This is a genomic window from Ralstonia sp. UBA689, from assembly GCF_002298975.1.
In the GTDB taxonomy this organism is placed as follows: domain Bacteria; phylum Pseudomonadota; class Gammaproteobacteria; order Burkholderiales; family Burkholderiaceae; genus Ralstonia.
In genome coordinates this window covers 72996-96913 of record NZ_DBMV01000045.1, presented here as the reverse complement: position 1 = coordinate 96913, position 23918 = coordinate 72996, and the positions used below count along the sequence as shown (strand labels likewise).

Below are 23918 nucleotides of genomic sequence, written 5' to 3'. Positions count from 1 at the left end.
TTGCCGACCCTACAATTCATCTATTCATATAGATGACTAGAGCAATACGTGTTCAAGGTGTCGCTCACGTCACCCGGAGGAGACGGCATGTTCGGCTGGTTCAAGGAGATTTCAAAAGGGGAGAAGCGCACCTTCTGGGCGTGCTTTGGCGGTTGGGCACTCGATGCGCTCGACGTGCAGATGTTCAGCCTCGTCATTCCCACCATCATTGCCGCATGGCACATCGGCAAGACCGAGGCCGGGCTGGTATCGGGCGTCACGCTGGTGGCGTCTGCCCTGGGCGGCTGGATTGCCGGCGCGCTGACCGACCGCTTCGGCCGCGTGCGCACGCTGCAGTTCACGGTGCTGTGGTTCTCGCTGGCGACGTTCGCCTCGGCCTTTGCGCAGAACTTCGAGCAGTTCCTGGTGCTCAAGGCCATCCAGGGCTTCGGCTTTGGCGGCGAATGGGCAGCGGGCGCCGTGCTGATGGCCGAGAGCATCCGCGCCAGCCACCGCGGCAAGGCGATGGGCACCGTGCAAAGCGCGTGGGCCGTAGGCTGGGGCGGTGCCGTGCTGCTGTACGCGCTCACGTATTCCCTCGTCGAACCGGACATCGCCTGGCGCGTGATGTTTGCCGCAGGCCTGTTGCCGGCGCTGCTCATCATCTACATCCGCCGGGGCGTGCAGGAGCCCGTGCCCGCGGTCAAAACGCAAGCGACCGCCGATGCCATGCCGGTTTCGCGCTTTCCGCTGCTCGACATCTTCCGCCCGCAGGTGCTGCGCATGACGCTGATCGGCGGGCTGCTCGGCGTCGGCGCGCACGGCGGCTACTACGCCCTGATGACGTGGCTGCCGACGTACCTCAAGACGGAGCGCCACCTGTCGGTGCTCGGCACGGGCGGCTATCTGGCGGTGATCATCTTCGCGTTCTGGTGCGGCTGCGTGGCGAGCGCCTGGCTTCTGGACATGATCGGCCGGCGCGGCAACATCCTGCTCTTCTCGTGCTGCTGCGTGGTCACTGTGCTGGTGTATCTGCTGGTGCCGCTGTCCGACGGCGCGATGTTGGTGTTGGGCTTTCCGCTCGGCTTCTTTGCCGCCGGCATTCCGGCCAGCATGGGCGCACTGTTCAACGAGCTGTATCCGCACGGCGTGCGCGGCACGGGCGTGGGCTTTTGCTACAACTTCGGCCGCGTGGTGTCCGCCGCGTTTCCGGTGCTGGTGGGCAAGATGAGCGCGTCGATGTCGCTGGGTACCGCCATCGGCATCGATGCGGCCATCGCGTATTCGATCGTCGCGTTGGCAGTGCTGATGCTGCCCGAAACGCGCGGCCGCGATCTGGCCGCCGTCACCGCCTGACCTGCCTCGTCATGATCCGCACAACATCACACCAGGAGACCCCATGCCGACGCGTCGCGCCTTCAACGCCGGGCTGCTTGCCATGCTAGGTTCCACAGCCCTTGCCGGATGCGCCAGCAACAGCATGCGCGAAGTTTCTACAATGCGCACGACGCGCATCACCGCCATCGATACGCATGCGCACGTGTTCGAGCGCGGCCTGCCGCTGGCCAATGCGCGCCGTTATGCGCCCGGTTACGACGCACCGCTGTCGGCCTACCTGGCGCAGCTCGACGCGCATGACGTGTCGCACGGCGCGCTGATCCAGCCGAGCTTCCTGGGCATGGACAACAGCTACATGCTCGCGGCCATCAAGCAGGCACCGCAGCGCCTGCGCGGCGTGGCTGTAATCGATCCGGCCGCGCCGGAGACCTTCCTCGCGCAGTTGAACGCCGAAGGCATAGTCGGCATCCGCCTGAACCTGATCGGCGCGCCCGACCCGCAATTGAGGTCGGCCGCGTGGCAGGCCGCGCTGGCGCACCTGCATGCGCTGGACTGGCACGTGGAGCTACACGTGGAAGCCCGCCGCCTGCCCACCCTGCTGCCGCCGCTGCTGGAGGCACAAGTGAACGTGGTGGTCGATCACTTCGGCCGCCCCGACCCCAGGCTCGGCGTGGACGACCCCGGCTTTGCCGCGTTGCTGGCCGCCGGCCGCTCGCGCCGTGTGTGGGTAAAGATCTCGGGTGCCTACCGCAACGGAGACGCTGGACGCGGCGAGGCCATCGCCGTTGCCGCCGTGCCGCGCCTGAAAGATTCACTCGGTCTGGACCGCCTGGTCTGGGGCAGCGACTGGCCGCACACGCAATACGAATCGCAGGTCAGCTACGACAAGGCGCGCGCCTTTGTCGACGTGCTGCTGCCCAACGCCGCCGACCGCCAGAAGGTGCTGGTCGATACGCCCGCGCAACTGTTCCGTTTCGTTTGAGGAGAAGGCGTTCGCGCCCCAACCGCTGACGCGCGATACCCCACTTCGTCAATTGCGAATTTCGCTGCACGGGCCGCGCTCCTACACTGACCGCTCCTCGCCCTCCCCACAAGAAAGGAGCAGTCATGCAGCAGCACCGACTCGTCGACCAGCAATTCGGCCACGTGGCCCAGGCCTACCTGACCAGCGCCGTACACGCTCAGGGCGCCGACCTCGATGCGCTGGCCGCGCTGGCGCAATCAGTGCCGCATGCCAAGGTGCTCGACCTCGGCTGCGGCGGCGGACACGTGAGCTTTGCCATGGCTCCGCATGTGGCGGCCATGGTGGCGTATGACCTGTCCGAAGACATGCTGGGCGTGGTGGCCGCCGAAGCCGCGCGTCGCGGTCTCGCGCAATTGCACACGCAAGCGGGCCGCGCCGAAACCCTGCCCTTCGACGATGCCGCGTTCGACATCGTCGCCACGCGCTTCTCCGCTCACCACTGGCTCGATGTGCGCGCCGGCCTGGCCGAGGCGCGCCGCGTACTCAAACCCGGCGGCAAGCTCGTCATCGTGGACATCGTTGCGCCAGAGGCGCCGCTGCTCGATACGCTGCTGCAGACCGCCGAGGTGCTGCGCGATGCGTCGCACGTGCGCGACTATCGGGTCTCGGAATGGCAGGCCATGCTGGCCGAAGCAGGCTTCCAGCCAGGGACACCGCGCACCTGGAAACTGACGATGGCCTTCGATAGCTGGATTGCCCGCATCCGCACACCGCAAGTCCGCGCCGATGCCATCCGCGACCTGTTCGACCGCGCCGCCGATGAAGCGCGCGCGTACTTTGCGGTGGCACCTGACTATTCGTTTGCCATTGACGCGATGATGGTCGAGGCCGCGTAGGGATTTCTGCCACACCCGTTGGGAGGGAACCTTTGCACGGTGGCCTTTTTAGGGCTTCGTTTAAGCCAGAATGAAAAATATGTGAGATCGGAACGCACGCTCGGAGGCGCTGAAAACCGGTACCCTTGAGCGTCGCCGACAGTCTTTGTCGGCATTGGTGCCCCGGCCGCAGCGCCGGCTTCCGGTTTCTATGTACGCCCTCTTCCCCGCCTTCGTCTCGTCGCTGTTCCTGTTCTACGGCGTCTACGTGCTGACTACGCGCGGGCGCACGCGTGCGAGCCTGGCGTTCTTCGGCATGGCGGTGCTCACCTGTCTCTGGCAAGGCATCTGGGCGTTCCTCTTCCAGACCAAGGACGCCGGCACGGCACAGGTGCTCACCAAGCTCGGCTGGATTGCCATCATGGTGATGCCAACCATGCTCTACCACTTTGCCGTGGAAGTGGCGGAAAGTCCGAACGAGCGGCGCAAGCTCATCGCCGCCTACGGTCTCGACGCAGTGCTGATCGTGCTGCTGCTGACAACCAATCTGGTGATCGACGGCGTGCAGCGCCTCCACTTCGGCTTCTATCCGAAGGCAGGCCCGCTGGAGGCCGTACATATTGCGCAGACCGCCGTACTGGTTACGCGCGGCATGTGGCTGCTTTACGTGGGTCAGCAGCACGCGACCGCCGAGAAACGCAAGCGGTTGCTGACATGCCTCTTTGGAGTGGGACTGATTTCGCTGTCCGCTGTGGACTACGCGGTCAACTACGGCGTCGCGTTCTATCCGCCGGGCGTACTGCCGCTGGCTGTGGCACTGGGCATCATCGCGGTGGGCGTCGTCAAGTTCGACCTGATGCGTCCTTACGCGCTGGCGGCCACGGTCGCGCACGAGGTGCGCACACCGCTGACCACCATACGGCTGCAAGCGGCCGAGATAGCCCGCGCCTGGCCCGACCTGTACCGTGGTTATCAACTCGCCATCGACAATGGCCTGTGCCAACCGCCACAGCATCCCGCCATGCTGGAGCGCGTCTCCAAGCTGGCAGGGGCCATCACATCGGAAGTCGCCTCAGCGCATAGCGTGATCGAGATGGCTCTGGCCTCCGTCACGCTTGAACGCCTGGACCGGCGCACCTTTGCGGCGCACTCCCTGCGTGAATGTGTGGAATTGGCGGTCGCGCAGTATCCGTTCCGGGCCGGCGAGCGTGAACGCGTGCACGTCGAGGAGTTCAGCCCCGACTGGCACTTTCTAGGCTCTGACACGCTGCTGGTGTACGTACTGTTCAACCTGCTCAAAAACGCTCTGCACGCTATCCAGATCGCTCGCAAGGGACAAATTGATATCTCTGCCCGCAAGGACGGCGACGGCTACGTGCTGGTGGTTCGCGACAGCGCAACGGGCATCCCGCCCAGCGTACAGCGCCGCATCTTCGATCCGTTCTTCTCCACCAAGCACGTCGGCAAGGGCTCTGGCGTAGGCCTGACGTTCTGCCGGCGCGTGATGCAGGCCTTCGGTGGTCGCATCCACTGCGAATCCGTGGTTGGGGAATACACGCTGTTCTCCATGCGGTTTCCCCAACCTCCTGCTATCTAACCTTCAAGTCTTCAACTCCGTTACGCGAGTTGCGGCAGCATGTCCAACTCATACGCTTTCACACGCAGGCGCACGTGTTCCGGCAACCGTTGGATGGCACGCTCGGCGTTGGCGCACACCACCTGCTGATACCCCAGCGAAACCAATCGTCCGCCCGAGACAAACCGGAACACCATATAGAACGAGCATGGCTGGACCCGGAACGTGTTCAGGTGGCACTCCACATGCTGGAACGGAAACGTCTCCTCGACAAACTCCTGGTGCGCCAGCTTGGTCACGAAGATCACGCGCCCGCTCATGAGCAGGTCCGCATCGATGCATTCGTGAAACCAGCGCTCGCGCACCACGCCTTGCCACTCGAAATATCGGGCGAAGTACGTGTTGGCGTAGGCGTTGGAATCCTTCAAGTAGACGTCGAAGGCGTGCTGAAAGGTCTGCTGCGCAGAAATAGATTCAGACAGGTCGGAACTGCGCAAATAGTGGTCGATGACTGTAGCAATGGATTGGCCAGTCGGCATCTCATACTCCATGAATGGAATGGCTGCTGGCGGCAGCCGCGCATGTGCGGCGTATCTCGCACACGCGCCCATTCTTCCGACGCCAATCTCATTTCGTAACAAGCAAGAGCCATCGCCCTTCGGACTTCCGGCGTATTCCCCGCCTGACATGGCGCGCAATCCGATGTGGTTGCGCCCTTGAACTCAAGAAAACGCCGGTGCTTCCAACGTCATCAAGTCCGCTCCGATTCACAGTGGTCCCCGCACATCCCAAAATCTTCGGAAAACCCGCCGCCGTCGCCTTGCCCCAACTCCACCTCCGGCAACAGATGCCGCGGTAGCGCTGCCATGTCGGGCTTGGGCAACGGTTTGCTGTACAGGAAGCCCTGCGCGACCTGGCAGCCGTTCGCCTCCAGGAACACGGCCTGAGCTGTCGTCTCCACGCCTTCAGCAACGACCTGCAGGCCAAGACAGTGCGCAATCGACAGGATGGCCTTGACCAGTTCGGCATGCCGCTGGTCCGTCATCATCTTGTGGATGAATGAGCGGTCGATCTTCAGCGTGTCGATCGGGAATCGCGTCAGATAACTGAGCGCGGAGTATCCAGTGCCGAAATCGTCAATGGCGATGGAAAGCCCCATGGCCTTGAGCGCGAACAGCACGTCCAGGATCGCTTCGTCCTCCTCCAGCAGCACGCTCTCCGTGATCTCCAGCTCCAGCTCCAGCCACTCGGGGCGGCAGCCGGTCTGGGCGAGGATCTCGCCAACCGCTGACGCCAAATCACCGGACTGGAACTGCCTGGCCGACAGGTTGACCGCCACCTTGTGGGGCATCCCGCCGGGCTTCTCGCCGGTATTCCATTCAGCAGCCGTTCGGCTCGCCTCCCGCAGAACCAACCTGCCCAGATCGGCGATGAGTCCGCTTTCTTCGGCCACCGGAATGAACTGATTGGGCGGAATGAACCCGATGCCAGGCCGCGCCCACCTGAGCAGTGCCTCCGAGCCCACCACTTCATGGCTGGCGCACGACACCTTGGGCTGATAGTGCAGGGCCAGCTCACCACGCGCGATGGCGTGACGCAGTTGTGATTCGAGCAACAGATGCGCGGTGGCGTCCGTTGTCAGCGCCTTCGAGTAGAAACGGAAGCCGCGCCGGCCGGAGCGCTTGGCCAGGTACATGGCCGAATCCGCATACTTCATCAGATCGCCGGCATCGGTACTGTCGTTCGGGCACAGTGCAATGCCGATGCTGCACGAGACGAACACGTCCTTGCCATCCAGCACGAAGCGCTCGTCAAACCGGTCGATGATGGCCGCAGCGACCGACTCCATGGCGCTGCGGGTACCGACGTCAGGCAGCAGGATGGCAAACTCGTCGCCCCCGAAACGGGCCACCGTATCGGTCGGGCGCACACAGCCGCGCAAGCGTTCGGCCGTTTCGCGCAGCAGGTCGTCGCCCACTGCGTGCCCCAGGGTGTCGTTGACGCCCTTGAAGCGGTCCATGTCGATCATCATCACGCCCACCAGCCCAGGCTGCGCGGCCACCGCACTGCCGACACCGCTGCTGATCGCCAGTCGAAGCTGCTCGTTGAACAGCGTACGGTTCGGCAACCCGGTGAGCGGATCGTAGAAGGCCATCCGATGAATAGCCTTGCGCGAGGCATGCAGCTCCGTAATGTCGCGCCCGACGGCAAGGACGCTGCCCACCGTCCCGTCCGGGCCGGGCTCAGGCGTCAACTTGATCATGCGGCACATCTCCCTGCCGTCTTTCCCGATCCATACCAGTTGGAATTCGCGCTCCGCGCCGCTGGCGAGGACTTCGCGCAGCTCCCGTTCATAGATCACGGTGTTCGGCCCGCCCGGGCACTCGGTGGGCGTCTTGCCGATCAGCGCCGCCTCCCCGCCCTCGACCCGCCTGGCGAACGTCGGGTTGACGTACAGGCGCCGCAAGTCGCTGCCGTAGCGGGCGATGGTGTCGGGGGAGTGCTCGACCAGCGTGCGGAATTCCTGTTCCCGGCGGGCCATCCTGTCTTCGATACGCCTGCGCTCGGTGATATCCCGCGCGACGCCGAGCACGCCCGTCACGTTGCCCGCCGCATCGAGCACGGGCACCTTGCGCGTCTCAAACAACGCGCGCTCGCCAGTATCTGCATAAGTAAGCCACTGCTCGTAGACGCTGGTGGCGCCTGCGTGCATCGCGGCCTTGTCTCGGGCGCGAAAGCTATCGGCCAATTCGGCGTCGAACAATTCGTCGTCGGTCTTGCCGATGACGTCGGCCTCCGGCTTGCCGATCAGCCGCTCGCATGCGTGGTTGCTGGCCAGGTAAGCGTGATTGGTGTCCTTGAGCCATACGACGTCCGGAATGGTCTGCAGCACACTCTTCAGGCGCGCGTGCGACGCATCCAGCGCCTGTTCCGCGCGCTTGCGCTCGGTGATGTCCAGGATCGCGCCGATCAGGCCAGCCGCCCGGCCCTCGGCGTCATGGAACGCCGCCTTGCTCAACTCCACCTCGCGCTGCTCTTGGCGCGCGTTCCTCACTTTCGATTCGTAGCGCTGGATGCCGCCGGCCTTGAACAGGGCTTCGTCCATGTCGAAACAGATCTTGGCCAGTTCGTAGTCGCCGATCTCGAACACCGTCTTGCCGACCAACTGCGCCTTCCGAGCCCCGAAAAACGTTTCGAACGCCTTGTTCAGATGGAGATACCTGCCTTCCCGATTCTTGGAAAACACGGGCACCGGAATCGTATCGAACAGTGATTCGAGAAAGGCAACGCGCTCCTGGAGCCGGACTTCGGCTTGCTTGCGGGCGGTGATTTCGAAACAGACCACAACGACGCCCGCCCTGCCGTCCGAGGCCAGCTCGGGCCAGAGCCGGGCGGCGTAATGCTTGCGAGGTGCACCCTCTGCGCCCAGTACCGGCTCGCACGCGAGTTCGATCTCCTGCGCCACGCCCGTCGCGGCCACCGTGCGGATCGCCTCCAGGTAGCGCGGCAAGCTCTGTGAGGACAACCACTGCGCATCGCTGCACGGGCCCGCTGGATTAGCGGCCATGGTGCACATCGTGGCAGCGGCGGCGTTCATGCCAAGCCGCTGGCCGGCCGCGTCGTAGCGCAGGATGGGCACCGGCAGATCATTCGCCGCCAGGGCGTGCTCACTCTTGCTGGCGATCGATAAGGACTCCGTGCCGCTACCTTGGGGACTCGTACGCATGCAGCCTTTCCGTTTGCGATTTCCAAATGGCGCCCGAATCGGCGCAGGCAGGCTCCAAAGATTGGACGCCCCTGCCCCAAGTCTGGGCAGACATGGTTCCCCTTTTTTCGCTCCTACCGATATACGACGACATCGGCTTCACCTGAAGCTCGCCAGTGTTCCTCCTCACACACGTGGGATTCAAAATGCAGCGCAGGCAACGAGCTGCGTTCGCCCGGCTCAGCGTCTCACTCCCCACCCGACACGCTGCGCAATCCAGGACTGCCGTGGTGAAACCGGAACGTATTGCGCCCATTGCGCTTGGCCTCGTAAAGCGCCACATCCGCCCGATCGAACAACGCGTCCAGTCGTTCATCATCGGGCGTGAAGGCAACGGCACCGGCCGAGAGCGTGACATACGGCGCCACGGCAGATGATGCATGCGGACGCGCCTGCTCCGCCACGGTGGCCACAACACGCGCCACGGCTTGGCGTGCGTCGTCCGGCCCCAGGTCGAACAGCATGGCGATGAATTCTTCGCCGCCCACGCGGGCAATGAAATCGTCGGGGTGGCGGCATGCGGTGCCAAGCGTGTCGGCCACCATGCGCAGGCAATCGTCGCCCTGCAGGTGACCGTACGTGTCGTTGTACTGCTTGAAGCAGTCGATATCGAACAACGCCAGCGTGACGGGGCGGCTGTCGCGGCGCGCGTGGTCGAGCAGGCGCGGGGCCTGCGTCTCGAAGAAGCGGCGGTTGAACAGGTGCGTGAGCGGGTCGCGGTTGACGTCGTTCTCAAGCAGGCTCAGCTTGGCTTGCGTGCGTTGCAGCTCGCCGCGCAGAGCATCCTGGGCGCTGGCCATGCCGGCGCGCTGCAACTGTTCGACTGTCACGTCGCGCAGCAGCAGGAATACGCCAACGTGACGGCCACGCGCGTCGGTCAGACCCTCCAGCGTGATCTCCAGCGTGCGGCCGGTTTCGGCCAACCAGACCTGGTGCCGGTTGGGCAGGCGCGTACGCTCGAACTCGCGCAGGATGCCCGGCACGCCCAGCACCGCAGGCGGCGGCATATGCAGCCGCGCGGCGGGCACCAGATGGCGCGCGGCGGCATTGAGGCTGGCGATGGCGCCATCGCGCGCCAGCACGATGCAACCGTCGCGCATGGCCTCGATGATCTTGCCGCGTGCATAGACAGCGGTGTCACGCAGGCGCGGGCGCAGTACGACCCAGCCGAGCAGCGCGGTGCTGACAGCGAAGGTCGCGGGCGTCAGGTCGCCGCCCAGGGCGGTCGTCCAACGCTGCAGATAGGCCAGATGCGCCACCAGCGGCAGCAGTTGCCCGATGACAAGAACCAGCCGCACCTGCGTGCGCGACGACGCGTATAGCGCGCTGGCCGCCTCGCTAACAGGCAATGTCAGCAGCACGAGGCTCATGGCCAGCAGCACGTAGTTGTAGGCGGTGGCCACCCAGAACATCGGCCCATGATCGAACACCGCGCGCTGCACGCCGTCGATGAGGACAAAACGCGCATCCAGCCAAACGAGGCGATGCAGCTCGTTGGTGGCAACCAGCCCGAGAAACCCGGCGGCCACGAGCAGGGCCAGCACCCAGCCCACGCGCACGGACGGCAATCCGTTGAGTTCCGGCCGCGTAAGCCCCGCCACCATGCGCAGCCAGGCAGCCGGCACGATCACGATCCCGACGTACGCGACCTTCGCCCAGCCCACTCGCACGGGCATGTCGAAGGTAACGACCTCCATGAGACGCGCACCGCTCCACAGCGCGGTGCCCAGCGCCAGGAGCATGAAAGTGGAGACTTCCGGATCGTCACGGCGCGGCCATGACTGGCCGATCAGTGCAATGGAAACGAGGGCGGCGCAGGCCAGCGCGGCGATCAGCATGATCCGCACTCCACGCGAGCGCGGCGATGCCGGCGGCTGGTGTCGTCAGCCGGTTGATCCACGTTGCACTCCCCGTCTGTGTGTCGTTTTTGCCAGTGTATCGGGTACGTTTTTCCGTGGGCAAAACGCTTGGTGCGTACCCGATCACCTGTCAGACCGTATCGGCGTCAAATGTAAAAACTGAAGCCCCATGCGGGCTGGATGCTTCCGGCAATGATGCGCAGCGGTGCAGCACGCATATCGATCTGCCAACGAATTCGTTTGCGCGGCGCAGCATCCACCCTACGCTTGGACCCCTCAAAATCTTCAGGGGGTTGTCATGCAGGCAGGATTCTCGGGATTCTTCTCGTTGCGGGGTCTGGCCCGCGCATCGCGCCAGGCGGTGGGCGTGGTCATCGGAGCGGCGCTGGCGGTTGCGGTACTGCACGCACCGGCTGCCCGGGCCGACCGGCTGGACGACATCCGCAAAGCCGGCGTGTTGCGCGTGGGCGTGTTCGACGCCAACCCGCCGTTCGGCTATGCCGACGCCAAGACCGGCCAGCCGGTGGGCCTGGACGTCGATTACGCGCGGGAGATCGCCAAGAAGCTGGGCGTAAAGCTGGAACTGCGCGCCACCAACCCGGCCAACCGCGTGCCGCTGCTCACCTCGGGCAAGGTCGACATCATTGCCGCCAACTTCACCATCACCGACGAGCGCAAGAAGCAGATCGACTTCAGCACGCCGTACTTCGCCAGCGGCCTGCAGTTCATCGCCAAGAAGGGCTTCCTCAAGCAGCCGGACGACCTGAAGAAAGACGGCATCCGCCTGGGCGTGGACAAGGGCACCACGCAGGAAACCACCCTGCGCGAGGGCTACCCCACCGCCCGCGTGATTGCGTATGACGATTCCCCGCTGGCGCTCACCGCACTGCGCAGCGGCGCCATCCAGGCTTTCGCGCAGGACGGCGCCAAGCTCGGCGCGCTACTGGCCACGCTGCCGAACCGCAACGAACTGGAGATCTCGCCGTTCGTGCTCACGCGCGAGACCATGGGGATCGGCGTGCCCAAGGGCGAGACGCAACTGACGGCCACCGTCGATCAGATTCTGCAGGGCCTGGAGAAAGACGGCACGGCCGCCCGCATCTACGACCGCTGGTTCGGCCCGAAGAGCGCCGCCCCGCTGCCGCGCGACTTCATCATCGGCAGTACCAAGTGAGTCTGAGCCTGCCGAACTTCCTCCAGCCCCTGCCGCCACGTTACCTCGGCTGGATGCTGGAGGGCTTCGGGATGACGCTGCTGGTGTCGGCAGCGGCCATTGCCGGCGGGCTCGCCATTGGGCTGCTGCTGACCGCGCTGCGTGCCAGCGGCCAACCCTGGCTGCATCTGCCGGCACGCGGTCTGGTCGCCTTCCTGCGCAAGACGCCGCTGCTGGTGCAACTCTTCTTCTGGTACTTCGGCGCGGCGCAGCTCCTGGGCGAGGATGTGGTCGGCAGCATCACGGGATGGAGCGGTGTCGCGCTGGGTGGCTGGCGGGTGCCCGCGCCGTCGTTCGAATTCCTGGCGGCTGCCTTCGGTATTGCACTGTATGCGGGCGCCTTCATCTCGGAGGAACTGCGCGCCGGTATCCGGGCCGTTCCGCGCGGGCAGCGCGAGGCGGCCCTGTCACTCGGCTTCACGCCGCATGCGGCCTTCCTGCGCGTGGTGCTGCCGCAGGCGCTGCGCGTGTCGGCGCTGCCGCTCCTGGGGCAATGCGCCAACACCATCAAGAACACCTCGCTGGCCATGGGCATCGGGCTGGCGGAGCTGTCCTACAGCGCGCGCCAAGTGGAGACCGACACGCTGCTCGCCTTCCAGGCCTTTGCCGTGGCAACGGTGCTCTACGCAGCCGTAATCCTGCTGCTGCAATGGGCTGCGCCGATGGTGTTGCGGCAACTCGGGTGGGTGGCCACATCGCAGGTTGCCACGGCTGGAACGCTGGCATGACGGCCGAAGCCCTGCTTCTGCATCTGCGCTACCTGCTGGTCGGGCCGTATCCGAACGGGCCACTGTCGGGTGCGGCGCTCACACTGTGGATGGCGCTGCTGGCATGTGCGGCCGCGACGGCAGCGGGCGTCGGTTGCGCGCTGGTGCTGGATCGGCTCGACGCTGCGCCACAACTGCACTGGCTGGCGCGCGCACTGCGCGGCGTACTCGCCACGTTGCGTGCCATTCCCGTGCTGATGCTGATGTTCTGGGCGTACTTCCTGATCCCGATGGCGCTGGGTGTGGCGGTGCCGGAAACCGCCACGGTTGTCACAGCGCTGGCCGCCGTGGGCGCCTCTTATATCGCGCAGAGTATGGAGGCCGGCTTGCGCGCGGTTGGCGTAGGTCAGCGCAACGCGGCACTGGCGCTCGGTATGCAGCCTGCTCAGGCCCTGCTGACCATCGTGCTGCCGCAAGCGTGGCGCATCATGCTGCCATCGCTGGCCAACCAGTGGGTATCAACGGTCAAGGACACCTCGCTGGCCTATATCGTGGGCGTGGTGGAACTGTCCACCGCCGCCAGCCAGGTCAACAGCCGCACGGTGGCGTATCCGGCCGAAGTGTTCGGCGCCGTGGCGGCGCTGTATTTCCTGCTGTGCAGCGGTATCGAAGCGCTGCCCAAATGGCTGCGCGCATCTGCGGCACAGCCGGTCCAAATGTCGACCTGGAAGCGCTTCGTGCGCTGGCGTGCACGCCCCATTTCGGATGCGGTGACGTAAGCCACACCGCTATCTTGCGTTCACAAAACGCCGGTATCATCAAATACATGACCGATACCCGCGCCACCGCCCATCTCTATCCCGCGCACGACCTGGCAATCTGCACCGACGCCAACAGTGCCGTCGAGCGCATCACCGCCATCTACGAGCGCTCCGCGCAGACCATCCGCGAGCGCTTCCACGCCTTCGCGCGTGGCGAGGATTGCAGCGACGACGCTTCCGCCTGCTACCCGTATCTCGGCATCACCGTCGACCCGAAAACGCTCGTGAGCGACGCGCGGCCGGCGTGGGGCACGGTGGCATATCCCGGCGTGTACGGCACCACGCTCACGCGGCCGGATCTCTTCCGCGAGTACTACCGCGGGCAGATCGAGCGCCTGCTGCACTACCACAACAGCCCCGTGGTGGTCGGCGTGAGCAACCGGCCGATCCCGCTGCCCTTTGTGGTGGAGGCGTCCACGGTGGACATCACGCCCGAACAGGCGCGCGCACTCGGCGGCGCGTTCACGCTGCCCGACCTCGCGCAGATCGACGATTCCATCGCCAACGGCACCTACCACCTGGCGGACGACGAACCGCAACCGCTGTCGATGTTCACCGCCGAGCGGGTCGACCTGGCCCTGCAGCGGCTGTACCACTACACCGCCACCCACCCGAAACACTTCCAGCGCTTCGTGCTGTTCACCAACTATCAGCGCTATGTCGACGAGTTTGCCGCCCTCGGCCGCAAGCTCATGGAAGACGGTAACGACGAGGGCTACGTCCGCTTTATCGAGCCCGGCGACACCATGCACGAACTCGGCACGCCGGCGCCGGACGATTCGCACCGCATCAAGGGCCTGCCTCAGATGCCCGCCTATCACCTGGTGCGCGACGACCGCCTGGGCGTGACGCTGGTCAACATCGGCGTGGGCCCGTCCAACGCCAAGACCATCACCGACCACTTGGCCGTGCTGCGCCCGCACTGCTGGATGATGATCGGCCACTGCGGCGGCCTGCGTCGCTCGCAGCAGTTGGGCGACTACGTGCTCGCCCACGCCTATGTGCGCGACGACCACGTGCTCGACCAGGACCTGCCGCCCTGGGTGCCGGTGCCGCCGATTGCCGAAATCCAGGTGGCGCTGCAAGAGGCCGTGGCGCGCATCACGGGGCTCTCCGGCGCCGACATGAAATCGCGCATGCGTACCGGCACGGTGGTTTCCACCGACGACCGCAACTGGGAGCTGAAGTACCAGGCGCTGTACACGCGCTTCAACCAGTCGCGCGCCATTGCCATCGACATGGAAAGCGCGACGATCGCCGCCAACGGCTTCCGCCTACGCGTGCCCTATGGCACGCTGCTGTGCGTGTCGGACAAGCCGCTGCACGGCGAGTTGAAGTTGCGCGGCATGGCCAACCTGTTCTATCGCCAGCGTGTGAGCCAGCACTTGGCGATCGGCATGGAGACCGTGCGGCTGCTGCGAGAGAACGGTGTCGAAGCCTTGCATTCGCGCAAGCTGCGCAGCTTTGACGAGCCGGCGTTCCGTTGAACGTCGGCACCTCAGCACGTGATCACGTTAATGCGTTGACGTTGTCGGAGCATCCCCGGTTTCATCCCCTGCCGGGGCTGACTCACTTTCTTTGTCTTGCCAAAGAAAGTCAGCAAAGAAAGGCGCGCCCGATGCGGCGACCCCCTCCTTGAATTTCTGTCGCAAGGAGGGGAAGGGAAAAACTCGCTGCGCTCAGACAGTTTCCCTTCCTTTTTCCTCCTTGCGACAGAAATTCAAGGCGCCGCATAGGGCAGGAAAGTCAAAGGCCAAACCATCTGGACGCAGGCGTTGGCGTCAGGCGATTTCCGGTCGATCGTGAACGGGTTCTAAGCCGAACGAAACAACCCGTGCAAGCCGAGTGGCGCCACGCCGTTCAGGCTCGCCACGGCCACTGGCCCGGCTGACACATTGCGCGCGTCGAACGCCGTCAACTTCGTGCAGCCGGCATCCACATCGAACACCGTGCCGATCAGCCAGCCGTCGCCTTCGCGGGCGCTGGCCGAGGCCGGTACGAACACGTGTTCTTCCACCAGCGCGCGGTGCCCGAACCGGTATTGCTGCACCTGACCCGAGTCCGTATCGAAACGCATGATCGTGTCAAAACCAGCCAGCGCGTGCGCACCGCCTGCCGGCGCAGTATGGGCGACGGTGAACAGCGTGCGATGGCGCAGCGCAGTGCGGCGTGTGTCGATCTTCGGAAACTCCGCCACATGTTCCGTGGTGACCTGCTCGGCGCGGCCCGTGCGCAGGTTCAGATGCAGTTGCGTGAGTCGCGCACCGGGCGCCGGTCGAATTTGCCCGCGCATCAGTTCGCGCAGCGTGGTGGTGACGATGGTGGCGTCGTCGGAACGCACGTAGTCGAGGTGGATTTCCTGCCCATCCGGTGACGACCACGCATTGCCAAGGTGGAACACGAAACCGACCGGCAACTGCAGCCAGCGCATGCGGGTGGCGTCGTCCTTGTCGAGTACCAGCACGCGCATGCCCAGTTCGGGCCGCCACACATGCGCATCAAGGTACGACATGCCGGCGCGGGAGCGCTCTGCGTCGTAGATGAACGACGGCAGCAGGAACACCAGATGCCGCTGCGTCACGGCAAAGTCGTGCACCATCGCAATGTCCGGCACCTGCACCGATTGCACACGCTTGAGCGCGCCGCCAGCACCCACGCAGTAAATGGTCAGCAAACCCGCCGCGCTGCTCACGCCAAAATTCCACAGCGTGCCGTCGGCTTCCACCTTGGGATGGGCGGAGAACGGCATGCCCTTGTAATCATCACGCCAGGTCTGCACGCCCAGCGTACGCAGCGAATCAGGATCGACGCGCGTGGCCGACCCGCCTTCCCATAGCGCCAGCATCTCGTCGCCATGCATCACGAGGCTGGTGTTGGCAACGTTGATGCTGTCGGGCGAGCTGACCGGTTCCATGTCCGGGTTGGCGGTGCCGAAGGCGGCGCGCAACGGCTTGCCGGCGACGGTGTCGGCGATGAACTTGTCGGTACGCACGAATACGCCACGATGCATGGCACCGTGGCCACTGATGTCGTAGCGCTGGATCATGCCGTCGCCATCGAACAGGTGGTGGTAACGCACGCCGCCGATCTCGTGGCGCGCCGGGCCGTTGCGGTAGAACGTACCGCGCAGTGCGGGCGGGAAGGTGCCTTCCACCTTGAGCGCGCTGGTCGGCATGTCGCCACTGATGCCCTGATAGCCCGCCAGCCACGGGTGCTGCGCGCGTGCCGCGGCAAACCCGGCAGCCCACGGGTCTTGGGCGACCTCCGCCGCCATCACATCACGCAGCGTCAGGCCAAACGGTGCGGCGCCCAGTGCCGCGAGGAAAGATCGGCGTTGCATGGCAGGCCCCGGTATCAATGCAGGTGGATGGTCACGCGCTGGTCGCCTTGCACGTCGATGGCCGCATCGTCGAACGACGGTGGGCCAAATCGGCCTCGCGCATCGCGGCTGAAGCCGTAGGGCTCGATGGGAATGCCGGCTGGGTTGGTGCCGAGCTTGCCGTCGCTGTTGGCATCGTGGAAGACCGACAGCGCATAGCGTCCCGGCGGCAAGTCCGGGTAGACGAAGGTGACGCTGGTGCCCGACACGCTGTCGAGCGCGGCAATGTCGGCGCGGATGGCCGTATCTGGCTTGAGCCAGCCGGCGACGTCACGGAACATGGCGGCGCGCATTGCGCCCTGGCGGCCCTGCCCACCTTCAATGACAACGGTGAGCGTGGCGGCGGATGCGCCGGCTGCAGCCAGCATTAATGCCAGCGCGGCGCCCATGCGGAACATCAGCGGCATCGGGAACACTGCAGTCATGGAGGTCTCCTGGGTGGCCGGACAATGGCCGGCGGTCAGGAGGCAGTCTAGGCAGGCAAGTCGGGGCTGTCGCCCAGGGTGCGACGAAGTGCAGACTGCGGGGTGTGGATGGTCATTGGCACGCGGCGAACGGATCACGCCAAGGAATCACGCCAACTGCGGTCCAGCGGCCCAAAAGTGCGTGCAAAAACGCCCGTTGCGTGACGGGCGTTTCTCTTACGACAGGCTGGAGAGGCGGTGCTCGGCCAGCAAAACGCTGGCGCTCAAGGCAAGCTGGGCAGAGATGAAGCCCTCGGGCATCTCGACATCTTCCCAGTCACACACGACGCTGCCGGCCCGGCACACCTGAAAACGTGCCGTCCAACGGCGGTCGTCACGCTGCAGTGGATCGATCAGAATGACGTGCGCGCCGTGTGTCACTTCCTGAATCGGCATGGTGTTTCCCCCGTTCATGGTTGTTGGAGGTCCACCTTAGCAAAGGCACTTGGCACAAATCTGTCCGCCATGCACCTACAAGTGGGGGAAGGCAAACGTTGAAGACATCCCCCCACGCCTCAGCCGACCAGCGGATCGGGCCGCGCAGACGATCGCGTGCCCGGCAACGGGTGGTTGCCCGGGCCGTAATACGTGAACACGGCCGAGAACTTGACCGCGCCGGTCTGGTTGGCACGCGCCGCATGGAAGGTGTTGCAGTGAAAGAGCAACACGTCGCCGGGCATCAGCGGCACGGGGCGCGCGGTATCGATCAGTTCGAGGTTCTCGGGCAGGTCCTGCCGCAGGAAAAGCTTCGCGTCAAAACGCTGGGCGGGCAGGTTAAGCTTGTGGCTGCCGGGGATGACCCACAGGCAGCCGTTGTCGACGGTCTCTTCCACCAGCGCCAGCCACGACGACACCAGCTCGTTGCGCGCGAACGACCAGTAGCGGCTGTCGCGGTGCCAGTGCGTGGCCGTGCCGAAGGCCGGATGCTTGGTCATGACGCAGTTGTGGTGCGCGAGCGATAGGTGCACCGGCCCGCCTAGCAGTTGCGCGATCGGCCCGGCAACGCGCGCAGTGCGCGCCCATTCCGTATAGGGCGTGCCGCGCGAATCGGCGTCGAGCAGCCGGCGCACGGTGTGGCCCCCCTCGGCCTCGCGCGAGGCGGGCGCGCCGGCATAGCCGACATCGGCTTCCAGCTCTACCGGCGGCACCGCACGCGCCAGGGCGTCCTGCGCGGCGGCCAGCAGGGTGGCGCACTCCTGCTGACTTGCGAGGCCACGCAGCACGAGGTAGCCGTATTCGTTGAAGAAGGCTTGTTGCTCGGCGGAAAGCGTTTGCGCGTGAGCAAGCGTGGAAGCAGGCGCGGTCATGTGGGAAGGGGCGTGCTGAGACGGCGAAAGACATTGAGTGTAGCGCGCCGCCGCGTGCTGTGCAGGCCCCAGATGGTGCGAACATGCGGTGATCCTGCGCAGGATCAAACGGCCTCCGCAGCCGGGGCGGTTACCCATCAACCGCCCAAACACGCCGGCAGGTGTGGCGCGTGGCCATCAAATGTCGCGCGATGTCGCACAACGCGGCGCGCACACGGCACAATGGCACGCTTGCCGCGTACCCATTTCTGCGTCCCCGCTTTTCCCATCCTTCCAGCTTTCATTCCTGCTTTAGCGTCCCATGAATACGCAATCCCACCAGCTCAGCATGACCGTGCTGATGACCCCTGACATGGCCAATTTTTCAGGGAATGTGCACGGCGGTCACATCCTCAAGCTGCTCGATCAGGTCGCCTATGCGTGCGCCAGCCGCTATGCCGGCCGCTACGTGGTCACGCTGTCGGTGGACCAGGTGGTGTTCCGCCAGCCGATCCACGTGGGCGAACTGGTGACCTTCCTCGCGTCGGTCAACTACACCGGCCGCACCTCAATGGAGATCGGCATCAAGGTGATCACGGAGAACATCCGCAACCAGGTCGTGCGCCACACCAATAGCTGCTACTTCACCATGGTGGCGGTGGATGACGACGGCAAGCCGGCTGACGTGCCGCCGCTGGTGCCCGCCAATGCGGAAGAGAAGGAACGCTTTGAAGCCGCCCAGCAACGCCGCGCGCTGCGGCAAGAAATGGAGGCACGGCATAAGGCGATCAAGGCGGCGCACGGTACGCCGAGTGCGGCCGGTTGAGTGGCAGATCGCTTTAGCCTTCCTGCGGTAGATCGTCCAGAAAAGCCAGCATCGCATCATTGAACAACGCGGGCCGCTGCAGCGGCGCGAAATGGCTCACACCTTGCAGCAGCACAAACCGCGCGCCGGGAATGGTCCGCGCCAGGTACTGCGCGTGCTCAGGCTTGATGAACTCGTCGTGTTCGCTCTGCACAATGGTGACGGGCACGCGGATCGCGGCCAGCTCCGTCGCCGTGGCGTTTGGCTGCGTCTGCATCATCTCGGTGACGGCGGCAACCACCGCCTGGAAGTCGGCCGGCGTAGCCGACAGCGCCGCGTAGTCCTTCTGGTGGCGCCCGAAGCAGCGGTCGACGACCGGGGTGCTCTGGAAAGGCCTGGCGCCGCTGGGGTCCATGTTGCAGCCGAAGAAGAACACACCAGCCACGCGCTCGGGCGCCTGCATGGCAAGCACGAGCGCAATGCAGGCGCCATCGCTCCAGCCGACAAAGGCGACACGGTCGATATCCAATGCGTCCATGATGGCGCGCACGTCGGATGCCATGGCCTCGTAGGTGTAGGGTCGCGCGTCGCGCGTGCTGCGGCCGTGCCCCCGGCTGTCGATCAGGATGACGCGGTGGCCTGCCGCTACCAGCGCCGGCACCTGGTATCCCCAGTTGCCGCCATGGCCGAGGCCACCATGCAACAGGATCACGGGTGCGCCCGCACCGAAGGTCGCGTACCAGATGCGGGCGCCGTCGTGCTCCACGTGGCCCTGGAGCGTGGCAGCCTGCAACGGCGCAGCACCGTGCGCTGCAAAGCGCGTGAGATCGTCGTCGGAGGTCTCCATGCCACTCCTTTGCGTGTTGTGTTGAAGGCCGCTCGCGCCGGTGCTAGCGTCCTTCCTCGATCGTCACGCCCAGTTCGTTGAGCACTTCTCGCGCCGATCGAAACGCCTCGATGGCCGCAGGTGCGCCGGCATAGATGGCGCTGTGCAACAGCACCTCGCGGATCTCCACCGCAGTCGCGCCGTTGTTGATGGCACCGCGCACGTGGCCCTTGAGTTCGGTGCTGCGACCGAGCGCGGCCAGCATGGCGCACGTGCACAAGCTGCGCGTCTTGAGGTCGATGCCCTCACGCAGCCACGTGCTGCCCCACGCGTGCTCGTTGAGCCAATCCTGCAGCGGCGCCGAAAAGGTATCGAGCCCGCTCATTGCCCGCTCTACAAACGCGTCACCCATCACCTGCGCGCGGCGTGCCCGCCCCGCTTGCTTGTCTTGTTCTGCCATGATCCCTCCTCCAGCACGCCGGAAATTGTAGCGCTGGCCGGCTAGGCAACGTGTGCGGCAAAGCCCGATTTTTCGGGCGCGATCTCCGCACGCAGCGTGAGGGCCGGGATCTCGTAGTCACCGGCGTTCTGCGGGCGGAATCGGATCGGCTCGATGGTGAACAGCGTGTCGAGCCGCGCGCCGAGCGCCTGAGTGGTCTGCGCAAAGCGCGCTTCGTCCATGCGGCCGGTGCGGTAGGTCACGAACGGCGGCGCCACGTCGAATCCGGGGTAGTACAGGATGCCGTGCTGGATCGGGAACAGGATGTCGTCGATCGGGCCGTTGATGCCGCGCGGGCTGTAGTGCGATTCCCAACCGCCTGTGGTGACGATCAGCATGGCACGCTTGCCGGCCAGCGTGCCTTCGCCGTAGCGGTCTCCCCAGTGGGCGTCGGAATGCTCGCCCACGCCATAGGCAAAGCCGTAGGCATAGACGCGCTCGACCCAGCCCTTGAGGATGGCGGGCATCGAGAACCACCACAGCGGAAACTGCAGGATGACCGCATCGGCCCAGCGCAGCCTGGCCTGTTCGGTGGCGATGTCTGCAGTCTGCAGGCCTTTCTCGAATGCGTGCCTGGAATCGAGCGACGGATGGAAGTGCGGGCCAATCGGTGCGACGGTACTGTCGTCGGCGTCGAGCGCGGCTTTCCATTGCATGGCGTACAGGTCTGAAACCTGCACGGTGTGGCCGGCGGCCTCCAGGCGCTGGACGGCAAAGTCCTTCAGGGCGCCGTTGAGCGACTTGGGTTCGGGATGAGCGTAGACGATCAGAACATTCATGGTGGCAACTCCAGTCTGGAAAGACACCAGGGTGGCTGTTGCCAAGGTATATTGGAAATGAATAATTAATATTCCAGGCATAGCCATGAATAATCTCAGACGACTGGATCTCAACCTGCTGGTGACGCTGGACGTGCTACTCGCCGAGCACAACGTCACGCGGGCGGCAGAACGCCTGAACTTCTCGCAACCGTCGGTGAGCGTGCACCTGGCCAAGCTGCGCGATATCTTTGATGATCCGCTGCTGTTGCCCGGCCCGCGCGGCATGCGTCCCACCGCCCGAGCCGAAGCGCTGCGCGAACCACTGCGGCAGGCACTCGAAGCGTTGGAGCAGGCCGTCGCACCTGCCAGCCCGTTCGACCCGGCACAGGCCAAGAACACGTGGCGCGTGGCCGCCACCGACTACGGCGAATCGACCATCATCCTGCCTACGCTCAACGCCCTGCGCACCTCCGCGCCGGGCACCCGACTGGCCGTTCTTGAACTCGCGCCGCCGCACATCGAGAAACAGGCCGAGCGAGGCGAGATCGACCTCGCCTTCCATACTACCGACGGCGCCCCACCCGGCCTGCGCCGCCGCGCGCTGTTCACCGAGCGATACGTGCTGGTCGGTCGGACGGGCCACCCACGCCTCAAGCGCAGGCCGACGCTGGCGCAGTTCTGCGCGCTGGATCATGTGATCGTGTCACCCGACGGCGGGGGCTTCTTCGGCGTTACAGACGAAGCGCTCAAGGCAGCGGGAGCAACACGGCGCGTGGCGCTGTCGGTGCCGCACTTCCTCTTCGTGATGACCGCAGTGGCGAGCACCGACCTCGTGGCGATGCTGCCGGAGCGACTCGTGCGCAGTGCCGGCGCGCTACAGGTAGTCGAGCCGCCGGTGGAGGTGCCGGGGTATGAGATGTCGATGCTGTGGCACGAGCGGATGCATCGGGACCCGGGGCATCAGTGGCTGCGTGACACGGTGGCGAGGTCGGTGTGAAACCGCCCTGACGCCAATCGTCACAACCCAGCCTTGGGCGCGGACAGGATCAGGCGCAGCCCGAGCGCCGCAATCGCAACGGCCGCCACCCGATCCACCCAGGCTTTGGCGCGCAGATACATCTCGCGCGGCACACGGCTCGAAAAGCACAGTGCAACGATCGTGTACCACCCGAACTCAACCAGGAACACCAGCGGCGGCAGCACGAAGTAACACCACAGCGGCGGATGCTGCGGCAGCAGCGCGGCAAAGATACTGCCATACCAGATCGCCGTCTTTGGGTTGCTCAGTTGCGTGGTGATGCCCGTCCAGAACGACCTGGCGCCGCGGCCCGCTTGCGCCGCGAGCGGATCGTCCATCGCGATGGGGTGCGGGGCACCGCGCCAGATCTTCCACGCGACATGGGTCAGGTAGGCGCCGCCGGCCATCTTCAGGCCGATGTAGAGCCACTCAACGGTCTGCAGCAACGTGTAAAGCCCCGCCAGCGCAAGGCCGCCGAAGAACAACGCGCCCGTGCCCATCCCGAGCGCGGTGGCCAGGCCATCGCGGCGCGACAGGCCGATGGCGTTGCGCGCCACGAGCACGAAGCTCGGCCCCGGGATCATCGCCCCGAGCAGCAGCGCCACAAGGATGGCAGATACGGCAGCAGATGCGGTCATCGAGGTCTCCTCAGGGAATCGGCACAATGGCGGGCTCTCGCACGCAGTGTCGGCTCCCGTTGCGCACACGGAGCGACAGCCTGGCTGATCAGCGTGTTGTGCCGCTTCTGCTGACCGCTTGAGGCGCTTCGGCCTTACTGCAAGTCACACCGCATACACAACGCCGAAGTGCGCTCAGCATTACGGAAGACCGTCGATGCCCTCACTTCCGCCGGCGCCTTCTCTGCGGGAAACAGCGAGAACCCCCAGCGCGCGAAATACAACGGCGCGGTCGTCGACAGCAGATAGGCTTCACGCGCGCCGGTGCCGCGTGCGCGCAGCAGCAGCGTCTCGATCAGCCGACTGGCGATGCCGCGCTCCCGGTAGGCGAAGTCGACGGCAGCCGAGCGCACCACGACGGATCGGCCGCCATGCTCCACGGCGGCACAGCCAACGATGCGTCCCTTGTCCAGGGCCACGTGAAAGGCTTCGATACTGTCCTGGGTGTCGTCTGCGGGCAGGCCGCAGCGTTTGAGGAGCATGGCCACCTCGCTCCAATCGTCGAGAGAGGCCTGGCGCAGGTGAATGTCGTCTGTCTGCATGGTGGATGCGGTCTCCGGGAGCATGCTCGCTGACGACGAGACGTCTGCGACACGCTTCTGTCGTGATGGGGCAAAACGCATTCCCCCCTCCCTTCTCAACGCTTTTCCGAGTCGAGCTCACCGTTGGATAGGGAGAGCCCAGACTAGCACCCGCAGCCGGAAAGCGGGATGAAACCCGCACACCGCCCTCGGAAATCGGTCGTCCGCGTCACGCCGATCGGCCGACCTGCCAGCGCCACGCAAACGAATTCCTGCTGGGTTTGCGGCCCGGCGCGAAAGACAACGCCGCAGGCAATCCGGGCATTCCCGTCCGTCATCTGGCCTAGCGGGCGAGCCCCCGCGGATTGCCCCCCTCGACCGAGGCACCCGTCGGTTTCCGACAACGCTCCTGCGCTCACATAGTGCGTTTGCACAATCTGTGTTTGCCCGAAAATCGGAGGCCCGGTAGAGTCTTCGGCCAATGGGCAAGAGCCCAGAGGTTTGGCAAAACCGGAGTGATCCGGCGACGCAAAGCTAAAGGGACTTCCCGCGGGGGAAACGAGGGAAGTCAGCCAGTTGCCCGC

The 23918-nt window shown here is 65.2% G+C and carries 22 protein-coding genes and 1 riboswitch; of the genes, 10 read left to right on the top strand and 12 right to left on the bottom strand.

What is annotated here, in order from left to right:
* The first annotated feature begins 87 nt into the window (after positions 1–87).
* From B4F51_RS22365 to B4F51_RS22350, 4 genes are all read left to right on the top strand, one after another.
* Positions 88–1335, top strand: coding sequence for an MFS transporter (locus tag B4F51_RS22365; RefSeq protein WP_296228941.1), 1248 nt, complete (start codon positions 88–90; stop codon positions 1333–1335).
* 43 nt (positions 1336–1378) lie between these two features.
* Positions 1379–2299 carry an amidohydrolase family protein gene (locus B4F51_RS22360; RefSeq protein ID WP_296228940.1) on the top strand — a complete coding sequence of 307 codons (921 nt, stop codon included), beginning with the start codon at positions 1379–1381 and terminating at the stop codon, positions 2297–2299.
* Positions 2300–2424: 125 nt separating this feature from the next.
* Positions 2425–3177: a class I SAM-dependent methyltransferase gene (locus tag B4F51_RS22355; protein ID WP_296228939.1), complete on the top strand. Its 753-nt coding sequence runs from the start codon at positions 2425–2427 to the stop codon at positions 3175–3177.
* A gap of 190 nt (positions 3178–3367) precedes the next feature.
* Entirely contained in the window at positions 3368–4753 is a 1386-nt protein-coding gene (locus B4F51_RS22350) for a sensor histidine kinase (protein WP_296228938.1), read from the top strand.
* A gap of 20 nt (positions 4754–4773) precedes the next feature.
* Here B4F51_RS22350 and B4F51_RS22345 read toward each other — a convergent pair whose 3' ends face one another.
* From B4F51_RS22345 to B4F51_RS22335, 3 genes are all read right to left on the bottom strand, one after another.
* Entirely contained in the window at positions 4774–5271 is a 498-nt protein-coding gene (locus B4F51_RS22345) for an acyl-CoA thioesterase (protein ID WP_296228937.1), read from the bottom strand.
* A 212-nt stretch (positions 5272–5483) separates the two neighbouring features.
* Positions 5484–8459: a sensor domain-containing protein gene (locus B4F51_RS22340; protein ID WP_296228936.1), complete on the bottom strand. Its 2976-nt coding sequence runs from the start codon at positions 8457–8459 to the stop codon at positions 5484–5486.
* A gap of 227 nt (positions 8460–8686) precedes the next feature.
* On the bottom strand, positions 8687–10336 hold the full coding sequence (locus tag B4F51_RS22335; protein ID WP_296228935.1) for a GGDEF domain-containing protein: 1650 nt from the start codon (positions 10334–10336) through the stop codon (positions 8687–8689).
* A 319-nt stretch (positions 10337–10655) separates the two neighbouring features.
* On the opposite strand from B4F51_RS22335, the gene B4F51_RS22330 reads away from it, so the two are divergent.
* From B4F51_RS22330 to B4F51_RS22315, 4 genes are read left to right on the top strand one after another with little or no spacing between them, the layout of a single operon-like run.
* A complete protein-coding gene (locus B4F51_RS22330; protein ID WP_296228934.1) occupies positions 10656–11531 on the top strand; it encodes an ABC transporter substrate-binding protein in 876 nt (291 codons plus the stop codon).
* 53 nt (positions 11532–11584) lie between these two features.
* Positions 11585–12298 carry an amino acid ABC transporter permease gene (locus B4F51_RS22325; protein ID WP_296229145.1) on the top strand — a complete coding sequence of 238 codons (714 nt, stop codon included), beginning with the start codon at positions 11585–11587 and terminating at the stop codon, positions 12296–12298.
* On the top strand, positions 12295–13056 hold the full coding sequence (locus B4F51_RS22320; protein WP_296228933.1) for an amino acid ABC transporter permease: 762 nt from the start codon (positions 12295–12297) through the stop codon (positions 13054–13056). The genes B4F51_RS22325 and B4F51_RS22320 overlap by 4 nt, the downstream gene beginning before the upstream one ends.
* 47 nt (positions 13057–13103) lie before the next feature.
* A complete protein-coding gene (locus tag B4F51_RS22315; RefSeq protein ID WP_296228932.1) occupies positions 13104–14585 on the top strand; it encodes an AMP nucleosidase in 1482 nt (493 codons plus the stop codon).
* A gap of 326 nt (positions 14586–14911) precedes the next feature.
* Here the strand turns inward: B4F51_RS22315 and B4F51_RS22310 are convergent, their stop codons facing one another.
* The 4 genes from B4F51_RS22310 to B4F51_RS22295 all read right to left on the bottom strand — a co-directional run bounded on the left by B4F51_RS22310 (position 14912) and on the right by B4F51_RS22295 (position 18248).
* A complete protein-coding gene (locus B4F51_RS22310) occupies positions 14912–16438 on the bottom strand; it encodes a carotenoid oxygenase family protein (RefSeq protein WP_296228931.1) in 1527 nt (508 codons plus the stop codon).
* Positions 16439–16452: 14 nt separating this feature from the next.
* A complete protein-coding gene (locus B4F51_RS22305) occupies positions 16453–16902 on the bottom strand; it encodes a DUF2141 domain-containing protein (protein ID WP_296228930.1) in 450 nt (149 codons plus the stop codon).
* A gap of 216 nt (positions 16903–17118) precedes the next feature.
* The gene (locus B4F51_RS22300) at positions 17119–17337 is read right to left on the bottom strand and encodes a hypothetical protein (RefSeq protein WP_296228929.1); all 219 of its coding nucleotides are present in this window, start codon (positions 17335–17337) and stop codon (positions 17119–17121) included.
* 119 nt (positions 17338–17456) lie between these two features.
* Positions 17457–18248, bottom strand: coding sequence for a phytanoyl-CoA dioxygenase family protein (locus B4F51_RS22295; RefSeq protein WP_296228928.1), 792 nt, complete (start codon positions 18246–18248; stop codon positions 17457–17459).
* Between the two features lie 301 nt (positions 18249–18549).
* On the opposite strand from B4F51_RS22295, the gene B4F51_RS22290 reads away from it, so the two are divergent.
* Entirely contained in the window at positions 18550–19053 is a 504-nt protein-coding gene (locus B4F51_RS22290) for an acyl-CoA thioesterase (RefSeq protein WP_296228926.1), read from the top strand.
* A gap of 13 nt (positions 19054–19066) precedes the next feature.
* Here the strand turns inward: B4F51_RS22290 and B4F51_RS22285 are convergent, their stop codons facing one another.
* From B4F51_RS22285 to B4F51_RS22275, 3 genes are read right to left on the bottom strand one after another with little or no spacing between them, the layout of a single operon-like run.
* Complete coding sequence (locus B4F51_RS22285) at positions 19067–19879, bottom strand: alpha/beta fold hydrolase (RefSeq protein WP_296228925.1); 813 nt, start codon at positions 19877–19879, stop codon at positions 19067–19069.
* Positions 19880–19922: 43 nt separating this feature from the next.
* On the bottom strand, positions 19923–20318 hold the full coding sequence (locus B4F51_RS22280) for a carboxymuconolactone decarboxylase family protein (protein ID WP_296228924.1): 396 nt from the start codon (positions 20316–20318) through the stop codon (positions 19923–19925).
* Between the two features lie 41 nt (positions 20319–20359).
* On the bottom strand, positions 20360–21136 hold the full coding sequence (locus B4F51_RS22275; RefSeq protein ID WP_296228923.1) for an NAD(P)H-dependent oxidoreductase: 777 nt from the start codon (positions 21134–21136) through the stop codon (positions 20360–20362).
* An 85-nt stretch (positions 21137–21221) separates the two neighbouring features.
* Between B4F51_RS22275 and B4F51_RS22270 the strand changes: the two genes are divergently transcribed.
* A complete protein-coding gene (locus B4F51_RS22270; RefSeq protein WP_296228922.1) occupies positions 21222–22115 on the top strand; it encodes a LysR family transcriptional regulator in 894 nt (297 codons plus the stop codon).
* A 20-nt stretch (positions 22116–22135) separates the two neighbouring features.
* Here B4F51_RS22270 and B4F51_RS22265 read toward each other — a convergent pair whose 3' ends face one another.
* Positions 22136–22774 carry a LysE family translocator gene (locus tag B4F51_RS22265; RefSeq protein WP_296228921.1) on the bottom strand — a complete coding sequence of 213 codons (639 nt, stop codon included), beginning with the start codon at positions 22772–22774 and terminating at the stop codon, positions 22136–22138.
* 134 nt (positions 22775–22908) lie between these two features.
* The gene (locus tag B4F51_RS22260; protein WP_296228919.1) at positions 22909–23355 is read right to left on the bottom strand and encodes a GNAT family N-acetyltransferase; all 447 of its coding nucleotides are present in this window, start codon (positions 23353–23355) and stop codon (positions 22909–22911) included.
* A gap of 472 nt (positions 23356–23827) precedes the next feature.
* Positions 23828–23918: riboswitch (cyclic di-GMP riboswitch) on the top strand.